The following is an 11,376-nucleotide window of genomic DNA, read 5'->3' as shown; positions in this document are numbered from 1 at the left end:
CAGTCTTACGGGCTGCCGCTCTTGGGGGATTCGATGAAAGAAACGATCGTTTTAATCACCAACCACTCACCAAAGGAAATCACGGTTCAGGGTCGCGTTATGCCGCCACTGGCCAAAGATTTCCCTCTCTCAGTTTTCAACGTGAACCGCTTCAAACACGAAGTGGAAGCGGCCTATCCAAACGGCCTCGTTTCGGTTCGCCTTGAGCCAACGGTTCTACCAGAAGTTCAAACGAAACCAGACACAGCCACCAGCGACAAAGGCACAGCGCTATCCGCGCTTGAGCTTAGCGCGAGCGTTGAAAAAGCACTGATTAACCACGGTGTGACAACGGTTGAGCAACTAACCGAAATGACGAAAGACAACGTGATTGCGGTGAAAGGTATTGCTCAAGCGGGTTTGCAAGAAATTGTAGACCAGCTTGCAGCACAGGATCTAACGCTGAAAGAGACAGAAGATGAGTAAGATTGAATTTTCAATGGATAACGTCTCACAAGTTGCGGTTTCGCCAATTAACGCTGACTCGACAACTAAGCAAGGCACTGGCTCTAACCAGCTAGTGTTTGGCGGTGTGATTGTGTCTCAAAAAGGTAAGCCGTTCGAAGTGATTCCGGTGACGGCGGCTAACTTCCTAGACAAGCTAGGTAAGCCTTACCACTCAAGCCTTGGCAAATTGGCTGACGGCATGCGCGTTCTTGATGAAGCCTTGCGCGGCGGTAATGGCCTTGTGGTTCGTGTCGTACCAAAAACGGCAACCTATCCAGCTATCAAGCTAACCAAACCAGCAGACGAAGTGACGATCACTAACGAAGCGATCAACTACTCGGCTGACCTGTCACTTGAAGATGGCGAATTTTTAGCGATCGCTATCAAAGACGGTGCGCAATCCGATAACCGCTCTATCACGCTTGCGAAAGCAGACGAGGCGACTTACGGCGCTGGCATGTTCACTCTTACCCTAGAGGAAGAACAGGCGGCTGGTGGCTCTGTAGTGCTAGAAGAATGGGTTGTATCCCTAGAGCCTACAGCAGTAGACCAAATGGGTAGCGCTGCGTTTATCGAGACTGTTCTTGAAGAACGTTCGCAGTACCTAACTTGTCGCATCGATGCAGAAGTAGCGAAACGCGAAGTTACTGCAATTGCGAAAACCAAATTCACAGGCGCGACCAACGGCAATATTAGCGACATTACGGCTGACGATTACCAGAAAGCAGTGAAAGCACTACGCACTACCGTTTATAGCTTTAACTACGTTTGTGGTTTGGGCTGCTACGACACTGCGGTAATCACTGACCTTGCGCAAATCTGTAAAGACAAACGCATTTCTGGCTACTTCGATGTTGATCCTCGCCTAACGCACGAAGCGGCATTGGAGTTCAAAAAAGGTCTGAACTTCAACAACCATCGCGCTTCATTCGTGCATATCCCTTACCAAGCTAAGTGTCGTTTCTACGGCAACATGGCGGTATGGGGCGGCTCGGGTATCGGCTTTGCAGCTAAAGCGCTTGGCGTTGCTAAGACCTCTCCGGTCGGCGGTTGGCACTACACACCAGCAGGTGTTGAACGTGCTGTTATCCAACGTACTGGCCTAAAACCAATCCAAGGTGCTGGCGAGCCTAACTACCAAGAAATGTACAAGGCACGTCTAAACAAACTAGGCACAGACGAAAACGGCAACCTGTTCATTGATGACTCTCTAACGTCATCTGCGGCTGAAAACTACCTACGTTTTGAGCAAGTCGTGTCTATTGCTGACGCTATCTCACGCGACTTCTACGCACTAGGTAATCGCCTAAAACACCAACCTGACGGTGCAACGCTTGAGGGTCTAACTGACGGTATGGCCAGCATCCTTGAAGGCTATGAAGCCGTTGGTGCGCTAGTGACACCTCGTAATCCAGCACAAGACGGCGAGAACGCTTGGACGTTGGAAGTTAAGCAAGTCGAAATCGACTACTGGAAAGTCACTTGGTCGTTCTGTCCAACTGGCTCAGCGCGTCGAATCCTTGGTGAACCTGTACTAATCCGTTAATGAACAAAGAGCAAGAATAGAATGAAATCAATGTTTTCTGAGGGTTCTGTTCTTGCTCGCCCATTTGTGATGCCACAAGTGGCCGAGCAGGAACAAACTGAAACTGCATTTTTTGAGTCTGTAACAGAAGACCAACTTCTTGAATCCATCAATCGTGCATCAACCATCATGGCTCGCCAAGACGCAGCAGCGGCTTGTGTTCAGTGGGTTAACGGTGGTGACAGCTCAATCGACAACCTAGACGCAATGCTATTTGGCATGGCTGGTGGCGATGACGATACCGAGCTAACCGATGGCCAAGTAGCACTATACGAATCGCTACAGGAAGCGGCTAGCGAGTTCATTGCTCAAGTTGGCCAGCCAAAAGAGGGCGACATGCTAGAAGCACTGGAAGATCCAGAAGCAGCAGATCGCATCTTTGAATCCCTAGAGCGTGGCCTAGACAACGTGGACTCAGACGAAGCGATTGCAGAGTTCGCCGTTCGTGAATCCATGATGCTTGAAGCGCTTAAGAAAGTGATCCGTGATGGCAAGGTAACTTACATCAAAACGAATCGCCGTAAGCGCCGTATGAGTGCAGCACAAAAAGCAGCACTTAAGAAAGCGCGCGCGAAAGCTCACAGCTCATCGGCTAAAGCAGCTCGCAAAAAGTCTAACCGCATGAGCGATTCTCTCGGTATGAACAAGTAAGGGTAAGCAATGGCTGTAATTGTCGGCGTACCTAATGATGATGGCGTGTCTATCCACAATAAATGCGCCATTACACAAGTCATAGGCGGTCAAGAGGTTACGGTCATTGGTTACATGACTGATGAGTGTCAGCTTGCCTTTAGAGCGATATGGGAAGCGCCGTTTGAGGGCGATTCCGTGGGTAACATCAATGCCCTAGATAAAACGTCCTCAGTCGCGCAAACCGTGTCGGATAAGACGAGTAAGACACTATGGAACAGTCAACAAGTTTGGCAAGGAAACGAACCGCCAGAAATCACAGCAACGCTGAAATTTGTCGCGTTCACCAATGCCAAATCAGAGGTTAATGATCCCATTAAATACCTGGCTCAAATGATCAGTCCCGAGCTCCAAAATACTGTTCCAGTCAGTTCCGATGGCCTTGGTGGCCGTGTTCCAAATGATGCGAGATTCAAGATTGGCAAAGCGCTCAATCTGCCTATGCGTATTAGCGAGGTGAGTTATGACATTAACGCCCCTAAGACGCGAGACGGCAATTTCGCTTACAACACGGTAACTATTACCGCCGCTCCTAAGCAAATGATTAATCAGTCACAGATTCCGAACCACTTCCAATAGAATAGGTGTAATTATGGCCGGATCATTTAACGCAAAAGGCGATATGAATTTCTTAAAACAGAAATTCACTAAGAACGTCCAAGCTGGCGAAAAGATGATGGGTACAGAGTTCGAGATGAAAATCGAAGAATACCCTAATCTTAGCGTTTTGGTGCGTTCTACTCAGTTTCCAGCAATGGGTCGTGCAGACGTAGAAGATTTTGGCCAAATGGGCTTGGGCTACATCCAAAATGGTGCGCTTGAGAACAAAGGTGAAATCGCGGTGACGTGCGTAGAAACGATCACAGGTACAGTGCTAGAAATGCTACGTGAGATCGTTCGTGAAAAGAAAATGGTCACTGTCGTTATCGAGTCTACGCCTGAATCAACTAAGGGTAAGGGTGCAACCTCGCATCGATTCCGTTTGGAGCACGTAAAAGTACGTTCAGACGTGATCGACCTATCGACAGAAGATTCAGCAGCACTTGTTAAGCCAGCTATCACACTGCAATACAACTGGGTAGATTTCTAATCGCCAACCAGTCCTGTTCTATTCCCTACAAAAAGGCCGCCAGTTTGGCGGCTTTTTTGATGCTCTTAAGCTTTGGTTAGCCTATCTTTCAAGTCGGCTGGTGCAATGTAGGTATTCTCGTTGCCATCCTTTGATTTGAACAGCAATTTCAGCTCCACCAGCTTCTCAAGATACTTGCGCGCAGAGGTATGAGACACGTCAAAATCAGACTGGATTTCCTTAACAGAAAAGACACGTCCGGCTGTTTCTAATCCCTTGGCCAGAATCACAATGTGCGGCAGTTTCAACACGCTCTTAAGCTTGGACTCGCCTAGCAGCTCGCGCACCTCTCTCGTATCTTCAATCTTAGATTTGATGTACTCGTTAAAGCGCTCAATCGCATTGATGATGACCGTTAGCTGGTAGTCCACAAAGTGCGTTAAGTCATTGTCGTCCGTTTCGGTGTAAACGTAGCTTCTAACGTACTTGGTTGGCGCGCTCTTAAGTGGCGCAGAGATCGAGACGTACTTAAAGTTCTCATAACCATGCTTAAGGATGAACCAGTAGAAAAGCGCCCTAGCCGTTCTCCCGTTGCCGTCCATGAATGGGTGAATGTAGCCAATCATGAAGTGCAGAATACAAGCCTTAACGATTGGGTTAATAAAATTGGTGCTGGTGGTATGGTCGGTGTTGGCGAAGTCACATAGTTGCTCGATGAGCTTCAAAACGTGCTCATGTTCTGGCGCTTCATGAATAATATCGCCAGTGGCCACGTCTCTAACCATGACTGCATCCGTTCTGTATTGGCCAGCAACGTGCTCATTCTCTAACACTCCATCGGTGGCGATGCCATTAAACCCGCTAATCAATTCTGGTGTGAGCTCTACATCCTTAAGATCATCGGCCATCATAATCAAACGCCAGTTATTGATAATCATCCGTTCGGAGTCATCTTTAGGCTCACGTTCCGTTTCAAGCATTTCCTTGGCCACTTTGCGCGTTGTGGCCGCTCCCTCCAATTGAGCGCTGCTAATGGCTTCTTCCATGATCACGCTTTTCACTAGGTGTGCCTTTTTATCTTGAGCAGATAGCGGCAAATCTTCTAGTTTAAGCTGTTTATCGATGCGGAATAGCTTAGCGTCGAGACTGGCGGCACTAAGCTGGAACGGATTGCCCTTTTCATCAACAAGCGAAATGTCGTTAAGGCCACGTCTGATTTTTAGGGCATGCCAAGCGTAGCTCTTTTGGTCGCCTTTAAACTCTTTTGAACGGTACTGGAAGTCATTCCAGTGCAAGTAATTACCGCTACTATCAAACCCGTATTTAATTGGGTCTAGCTTGTCGATTAGCTCTACTACTTTAATAAAATCAGTAGGTTTTGCTGGTGGGAGGCTAACCCCCGCAATCTTTTTGCTCATGCCGTGAAACTTTTTCAAAATGTTTAATGAATCCAGTATTACACACAGGCAGCGGGAGTCAATCGCTTATCTATCTGGTAGTTACAAGGGGTGCAATGCTTTGCTGAATACTTTCAATAATACAGTTGTCCCCTTAACTTCCATCCCAATCGATCAATATTCTCTGCCAGTGATCAACAACTGTCGGTAGACAGTAAAGTTCAAAACCTTTCGAATAGTTGGCTTTTCAGGAAGTCACTCTCAAATTCACTTCGTAACACTTATAAGTGCCCTAAAACGTGTTGGGGCTGACCTCGGCAACCACCCTTGTCACCGAAACAAGTGATGAACCAAAGTATGAGCATAGATTTTCTGTTAACTTTGATATGCAAAAAGTAATACTGGTCAAAAGTTAAGAACTAACACCGATTAACCTAATCAAACATTTATATTTACACAAATAAAAACTAACTACTAAGTAAGGTAGATAATGTCACGAAAAAAATTTATGGAATCCTACGGCGCAACTAATCGCAACGCTCGGTATGGCTGGGCCTTTGTGAATCACGAAAAAAAGGAAGTATATTTTGGTGCGTGGGATGTCAATACAAACGGAAACAGAGCGTTGATTTTTTCAATGGCCTGGGAGTTCAATAACGAAGGGCGTAGGGTTAATGCATTTGGCGAAGCTCTTGAGTATATAAAACTAGTAGAAAATGAAGGTTATTCATTAAGAACATTCCCAATAATATGGGATGAAGATAACGACGGTTACGCAGATACAGGCAGCGCCAAGATAAAAGAGTATATTGAAGAAGTCTCTGACATGTCTCTAGATATTGTTGGCGGTAATTACTATGCGGTTGGTAACCATAAAGCAAAGCACTCTAAAATGCCTTTACCCAACGTAGCACAAGACATCGATGGTATATTCGGTACTACTACTAATAAGACTGAGCGCGAAAGCTTAGTACTTTCTCGTGTTGGACAAGGGCAATTTAGACAAAACGTCATCAACGTTTGGGGTAATGGTGAGAGCTGTGCGTTAACCCTTACACCGGTGCGCGAGATATTAATTGCATCTCATATAGTGCCTTGGTCTAAATGCGAAAGTGATGAGCAGAGGCTTGATGGGGCAAATGGTATTCTACTCTGTGCTCATGTTGATAAACTCTTTGACGCGCACCTGCTAACCTTCACAAAGAAGGGCTCGAAGTACATATCTAAGTTATCACCCAACCTTGATACTTCACTGTTAAAAGGTTTGGGAATTCAAGGTGGTGAGGAACTTTGTTCTGAAGAGATGAGTGAACAGCATCGTGATCGATTCGAAAAGTATTTAGAAGTGCATAACAACGAGTTCAACTTCAAGATCTCACAGATTCGCTAAACTATCACTATCTCGAGCATTTGGAGTTGAAGTATTCTAGTTAAAGAGCCCTACGTGATTCGTCGCGGTGATTGTAATTAGGTGGATTTGCCAGGACGTCATCGCACGATACAGATATATTGATCTAACTAACTCCTGCCCCATTATTTGGTAGACCTTTTACTCATTCACATCCTTTTCATGGTCTTTTCCCCTACAAAAATTAATCCATTCTTCTAGTGGTGTTCGTTTGTAAATCCCCGTGTTGTATTACGGGGGTAAATTCCACAAAACTAACGGTTTCTTTGCTATACATGAACAACCTCCTTTGTGATTCAACATTAAGAAATCTCTTTTTAAGTACATTAGTATGCAACTAATCAATTTATTGATATCAAGAAACAATTTTGGTGTGACAAATAGGAACAAGCTGCAAAATGCCCAACAAACGCAACAAGTTGCTTATAATGAGGGGGGCTAATGCCTGCGAAAAAGAATAGAAGAAAGAAAAAGCCGAGTAAAAGTGGGAAAAATAGAACACAGTTACTTGACCACAAGAAAGTTGGTTCTGAGTTGCAATCAACATTTTCTCAGTTCTCAGAAAATGTAACATTTTCCAGCTGGTCAAATGAACGTTTACCTGAAATGCTTTGGGCTGCGGTTATAAGAGTTATTCAAAATCAAGATTACGCAATTTCAGAGTTTAAAAGAGTTATCGATTTTGTTAGTTCTCATAAAGAAAAAGAGAGTCTGTATGATTTATCAATATCCGGACTTGCAAGTATGGACGAACAGCTTAGAGAAGAGTTCATATCATTTTTAGTTAAAAGCCCACATACGGGCTCAGCGCTTACGGTTCTAAAACTATTTGATAACCTACCTGCCCGGGATTCTTGGCTTAAATTCCTACCGCCAAGCAAGCCTGATGTAGAATTATTAATGGCAGCAGTAGGTTTATGTTTACCACATCAATCTCAAGAAGCAACCGACTGTCGTTGGCTACGACTAATGCTGAGAGTTGTTAGTGGAAAAATGAAGGCTCCTCGTGAAATCATTGAACCTTGGTTTAAGTATCCTTATGACGTAGATCTTAGGAAAGTCAGACCTTCTATTCGTGCTTGTGAGATTCCGTTAGATTCGATTGGGGATGATGAGAAAGATTTAACTTGGGCTAACAACTTCTGGGACGAAGCTTGGGTAAATACACCTTGTTTAGAGCTAATTCCACAAACAGAAGAACAAATAGAAGAAAAGCATTGTAGTCTTGAAGAGCTTGATGCTCTGTGTATAAAGCTTGAGCAACACTGGGTAGATACTCATACTACAACAGATGTCGACGCAAAACACGATGCAGTATTCGGTATTGCTTTTTACACTATATCAATCTTGAAAGAAATGTTGGCCTCAAGTCAAGAAGTAGGAATTCTTTCTCGCCTTGGTTTAAGAACTATACTGGAAGCTCACATCAGTTTGAGATATTTAGTCGTTAAAGATGATCAGAACCTCTGGAAAAAGTGGAGAACCTACGGAGCTGGTCAAGCAAAACTTAATGCACTTAAGTTTGATGAGTTGATCGACCCCCCAAAATTTATAAATACCGAAACTTTAGAATCGATAGCCGGAGAAGATCTATGGGAGGAGTTTGTAAATATTGATCTAGGTAGTTGGAGCGGCGCTGATTTAAGAAAGCTTAGTGAAAAAGCTGGTTTGAAACCTTCGTATGATAAGTTCTATTCGTGGTCCTCAACATATTCTCATGCTACTTGGGGAGCAATTCGCGAAGTTTGTTTTTGTACATGTGGTAACCCATTACATAGATTACATCGTTATCCCAAAGCAACTAAATTACCAGAAACTTTGCGTGATGCATGCTTGATTATTAACGGAATACTTGATGATTTAGATAGCGCATATCCTACTTTTGGTGACCGATTACCTGAATGATAAACATATTACTATTCTGTTAAGTTTAGTATCTGCAAATAGGGTCCATTTGGAGCCTATTTATTAAACTATTTTTTAAAGCTCGAGCATATTTCAAAACTTGATGAGCAGTTTTAATATCACTTGACGAACCTAATTCAAGCAAAGCTACTTCGATAAGCACATGTTGCGCTGTGACCAACTGCCCTGTCGGAAGCTCTAGACGATCATGCCTCATTACGAAATTTACCCAATCTTCACAAAAACTCAACTCCCTAACCTTATTCATCCTCATCAAGCGTTTACACTCTGAAGGAATAGATTTCCCCTTACCCCATTCTTCCATCGTTCTCACAGTTTTTAAGCAAAGTTTGGCAGCTTCTTCGACGGTTAAACCACATTCAAATTCACGAAAAACATAGTTTTAGTAATTTCGTGATACTTTATTGAATTGTCCCTCAAAAGAGAGACATTTTATAGGATGCAGGTATGCAATCGAATTCACAGTAAGCACCCAAAGTGCGTACTATACGAAAGCTTATTAGCTGGCAATATTTGACTTACAAAGAGTTATTAATGAATTGCTAATATTCGATTTTTCGTAACGCATTTTTGTCTAACGGCTTGCTGGCGGGGTAGATCATCTTAACGCAGAACTGCCCCATTTCGTGCTGGAGAAAGTAAATGCGCCCCGTCTAACTTCAAGAGTTTTTCATAGATTTTCTAATACCAAACAACTTTTCGGATACAATCAGTTAAGAGTGCAACTCAGACTAACTTAGTGCGTTGATTTTGCTTTGTAACATTTCGATAGCAAGCTGCAAGTTTTCTTGTCTCTGGTCATCAGCAGCCAAACGCAATACAGCTTGGATGATTGGGTCAACCTGTGTTCGGCCTCCCTCTTCGTGGTAGCGCAACAACCCACACACTTCGATGGTTTTCCATCCTTTACCATGCTTATCCCCCTTATACCTATAGGTTATTCCAGGCACCAGTGCGGTTATGTGGTCTTCGTACCTATCGTAGTGTGCATGGACGATAGTGTAACTCGATGACCGAGTGGGGAATTTGTTATAAGTAGGGGATTTGGTAATTAACGATGTACCTTTGTATCCATTACATTCTTTACAGGAGACACAGAGGTTCTCTGGGTGAAACATCCACTTATCAAAATTGTTTTTGTGCATGATATGTTCTAAATCCCAATCCCCACCGTGCAAAGAAGGTTTGTGAACCTTACAATAAGCACAGCAATATTCTTGCTGTTCGATGTAATGTCGTTTCATTCTAGTTTTGAGTTCTGTCACCGCAGGATCCGCCCATTTTTCATTAGGGGATACGTTTTTTTCCAACACGCTTTTGATGATCGCTTCGTCATTTTCGTTCAGAACAAAAGGGGTCATAGATACCCTCCAGCCAACAAAGTTGAGCGCATAATTCCCAGTAAGACTCTGACTTTATCGTGTTCTTCCAATTGAGATTCAAAGCTCAATAGCCAATTCGCAGTTATTAACGCTTCTTCGGGAGGGTTTTCTGTCTTACAGACAGAATCCAAGACCTCAATAATTTGAGTAATCAAATATTCATTGTTATTGCCTGGATTATGGAACAACGTCGCCAACTGATAATCTGCAGAGCGCTCTTTATGAGGGCGAGCATCAATTAACTTGCGATTAACCATATCGTACACGCAACTATTTGAAGCGGAGATGTCTGACACAATTAAGGGAGAGTGCGTTGCGATAAGGAAATGGCACCCTTGATAGCCTGAAAATGAGTCCCTAAGAATGTCTACAAACTTCTCTTGCCATTGCGGATGAAGGCTGATTTCAGGTTCATCGATGCAGATCAGTGCATCATCTTCTATAGAAGAAATAATACCCAAAAAGAGCAAGAATAAGCATTGCTCGCCAGAACTACGCTTAGCTAAGCCCGTCAGAGGTACATCTGATATATCAAGATCGTCTACATAATTTGAGGGACTTTTTGTGTGACGAACTGTCTCAAGATTTTCTAGCTCGATAAGTCCAGCCCTAAGCAGCGTGGAAACGACATGACGATCAATGTCAACGTCAGAAAAGGTCTCTTCGTGTTTTCTTAAGTGTTTTAATGTAAAAGCATTGCGATCTAAAGAAAGAAGGAATTCTGGTTCTTTGTAGATTTCTTCACAATATTGGATTAGCCCAAGGATTTCTTCTTGTTCATATTCTTCTAGGGCTTCCTTCAGTATCAGAGTTGTTTTGGGCTGTAATTGTTGGCCATTTTGCAAATTTGTAAAGTCATCGCTAGAAATAGCCACATTAAAACGCAAACGCAATAAACCACCAAAATCGAACTTATGCAGGAAATTTGTTAACGCAACAAGTTTTCTCGTTTCAAATTTTTCATTGCCCAATAATTGTTGAATTGCTTTCGACGCGATACGTGTTGAAGGTGCTTGAAATGGTGAATAAGGTTTAGAACCTACGTAGGCATAAAACCCGTTTTGTTGAATGTCCTTCTTACTCTTCCATCTTTGTTGGAACTTTTCAAACTGACTCGTTGACGCTGCAATCAACTTTTTTGGTAAAGAAAGGCCGAACCTTTCTCCTAATAGACTCCACTCAGCAGAATATTCCTTTACATCACGGACTGCTGTAGCTACGTTAGGTTTGTCGCTATTGAGCAACTGAGAGTACATTTCTTGATAATAAGCACAAGTATCAACTAACAGCTGCGTTTTTCCACACCCGTTATTTCCTATTATTACAGTAAAAGCGTTCTCTTCAGTTGACCCCAAATGCCAAAGCTCATGATTTGCGATGGTATTAACTCTGAATCCCATGTGATTATCCACACTATCCGATTGTATTAATAT

The 11,376-nt window shown here is 43.4% G+C and carries 10 protein-coding genes and 1 pseudogene; 7 read left to right on the top strand and 4 right to left on the bottom strand.

Annotated features, from left to right (window positions below):
- Positions 1 to 33 precede the first annotated feature (33 nt).
- Genes IJ23_RS03850 through IJ23_RS03830 form a run of 5 tightly spaced genes read left to right on the top strand, consistent with a single transcriptional unit; the run spans position 34 to position 3,851 of the window.
- Positions 34 to 465, top strand: a complete 432-nt coding sequence (locus IJ23_RS03850) for a DNA-directed RNA polymerase subunit alpha C-terminal domain-containing protein (protein ID WP_033905453.1) — start codon at positions 34 to 36, stop codon at positions 463 to 465.
- Positions 458 to 2,032, top strand: coding sequence for a hypothetical protein (locus IJ23_RS03845; RefSeq protein WP_033905451.1), 1,575 nt, complete (start codon positions 458 to 460; stop codon positions 2,030 to 2,032). Before IJ23_RS03850 ends, IJ23_RS03845 begins: the two co-directional genes overlap by 8 nt.
- 21 nt (positions 2,033 to 2,053) lie before the next feature.
- Positions 2,054 to 2,722, top strand: coding sequence for a hypothetical protein (locus IJ23_RS03840; RefSeq protein WP_050550059.1), 669 nt, complete (start codon positions 2,054 to 2,056; stop codon positions 2,720 to 2,722).
- A gap of 9 nt (positions 2,723 to 2,731) precedes the next feature.
- The gene (locus IJ23_RS03835; protein ID WP_033905450.1) at positions 2,732 to 3,340 is read left to right on the top strand and encodes a hypothetical protein; all 609 of its coding nucleotides are present in this window, start codon (positions 2,732 to 2,734) and stop codon (positions 3,338 to 3,340) included.
- A 13-nt stretch (positions 3,341 to 3,353) separates the two neighbouring features.
- Complete coding sequence (locus IJ23_RS03830; RefSeq protein WP_033905449.1) at positions 3,354 to 3,851, top strand: hypothetical protein; 498 nt, start codon at positions 3,354 to 3,356, stop codon at positions 3,849 to 3,851.
- A 65-nt stretch (positions 3,852 to 3,916) separates the two neighbouring features.
- Here IJ23_RS03830 and IJ23_RS03825 read toward each other — a convergent pair whose 3' ends face one another.
- Positions 3,917 to 5,248, bottom strand: coding sequence for a Fic family protein (locus IJ23_RS03825; protein WP_033905448.1), 1,332 nt, complete (start codon positions 5,246 to 5,248; stop codon positions 3,917 to 3,919).
- Between the two features lie 469 nt (positions 5,249 to 5,717).
- Between IJ23_RS03825 and IJ23_RS03820 the strand changes: the two genes are divergently transcribed.
- Positions 5,718 to 6,617 carry an HNH endonuclease gene (locus tag IJ23_RS03820; RefSeq protein ID WP_033905447.1) on the top strand — a complete coding sequence of 300 codons (900 nt, stop codon included), beginning with the start codon at positions 5,718 to 5,720 and terminating at the stop codon, positions 6,615 to 6,617.
- 459 nt (positions 6,618 to 7,076) lie between these two features.
- Positions 7,077 to 8,540 (top strand): DUF5677 domain-containing protein, encoded by a 1,464-nt coding sequence (locus IJ23_RS03815; protein ID WP_033905446.1) that lies wholly within the window; start codon positions 7,077 to 7,079, stop codon positions 8,538 to 8,540.
- A 25-nt stretch (positions 8,541 to 8,565) separates the two neighbouring features.
- On the opposite strand, the pseudogene IJ23_RS25535 reads toward IJ23_RS03815, so the two are convergent.
- The 3 genes and pseudogenes from IJ23_RS25535 to IJ23_RS03800 form a co-directional block, all read right to left on the bottom strand.
- Positions 8,566 to 8,966, bottom strand: a pseudogene (locus IJ23_RS25535) (regulator).
- 326 nt (positions 8,967 to 9,292) lie between these two features.
- On the bottom strand, positions 9,293 to 9,922 hold the full coding sequence (locus tag IJ23_RS03805) for an HNH endonuclease (RefSeq protein ID WP_033905444.1): 630 nt from the start codon (positions 9,920 to 9,922) through the stop codon (positions 9,293 to 9,295).
- The gene (locus IJ23_RS03800) at positions 9,919 to 11,343 is read right to left on the bottom strand and encodes an AAA family ATPase (RefSeq protein ID WP_033905442.1); all 1,425 of its coding nucleotides are present in this window, start codon (positions 11,341 to 11,343) and stop codon (positions 9,919 to 9,921) included. Before IJ23_RS03800 ends, IJ23_RS03805 begins: the two co-directional genes overlap by 4 nt.
- Between the last annotated feature and the right edge of the window lie 33 nt (positions 11,344 to 11,376).

Origin of the sequence: Vibrio sp. OY15, assembly GCF_000742455.1 — a bacterium.
GTDB classification, from domain to species: Bacteria; Pseudomonadota; Gammaproteobacteria; order Enterobacterales; family Vibrionaceae; genus Vibrio; species Vibrio alginolyticus.
Note: the sequence above shows the minus strand (reverse complement) of the source record. Positions and strands in the feature narration are given on the sequence as shown.

What these genes read in the sequence shown, in the direction of transcription:
- IJ23_RS03830 (WP_033905449.1), top strand. Translation starts at nt 3,354, where the DNA reads ATGGCCGGATCATTTAACGCAAAAGGCGATATGAATTTCTTAAAACAG.
- IJ23_RS03845 (WP_033905451.1), top strand. Translation starts at nt 458, where the DNA reads ATGAGTAAGATTGAATTTTCAATGGATAACGTCTCACAAGTTGCGGTT.
- IJ23_RS03815 (WP_033905446.1), top strand. Translation starts at nt 7,077, where the DNA reads ATGCCTGCGAAAAAGAATAGAAGAAAGAAAAAGCCGAGTAAAAGTGGG.
- IJ23_RS03835 (WP_033905450.1), top strand. Translation starts at nt 2,732, where the DNA reads ATGGCTGTAATTGTCGGCGTACCTAATGATGATGGCGTGTCTATCCAC.
- IJ23_RS03825 (WP_033905448.1), bottom strand. Translation starts at nt 5,248, where the DNA reads ATGAGCAAAAAGATTGCGGGGGTTAGCCTCCCACCAGCAAAACCTACT.
- IJ23_RS03805 (WP_033905444.1), bottom strand. Translation starts at nt 9,922, where the DNA reads ATGACCCCTTTTGTTCTGAACGAAAATGACGAAGCGATCATCAAAAGC.
- IJ23_RS03820 (WP_033905447.1), top strand. Translation starts at nt 5,718, where the DNA reads ATGTCACGAAAAAAATTTATGGAATCCTACGGCGCAACTAATCGCAAC.
- IJ23_RS03840 (WP_050550059.1), top strand. Translation starts at nt 2,054, where the DNA reads ATGAAATCAATGTTTTCTGAGGGTTCTGTTCTTGCTCGCCCATTTGTG.
- IJ23_RS03800 (WP_033905442.1), bottom strand. Translation starts at nt 11,343, where the DNA reads ATGGGATTCAGAGTTAATACCATCGCAAATCATGAGCTTTGGCATTTG.
- IJ23_RS03850 (WP_033905453.1), top strand. Translation starts at nt 34, where the DNA reads ATGAAAGAAACGATCGTTTTAATCACCAACCACTCACCAAAGGAAATC.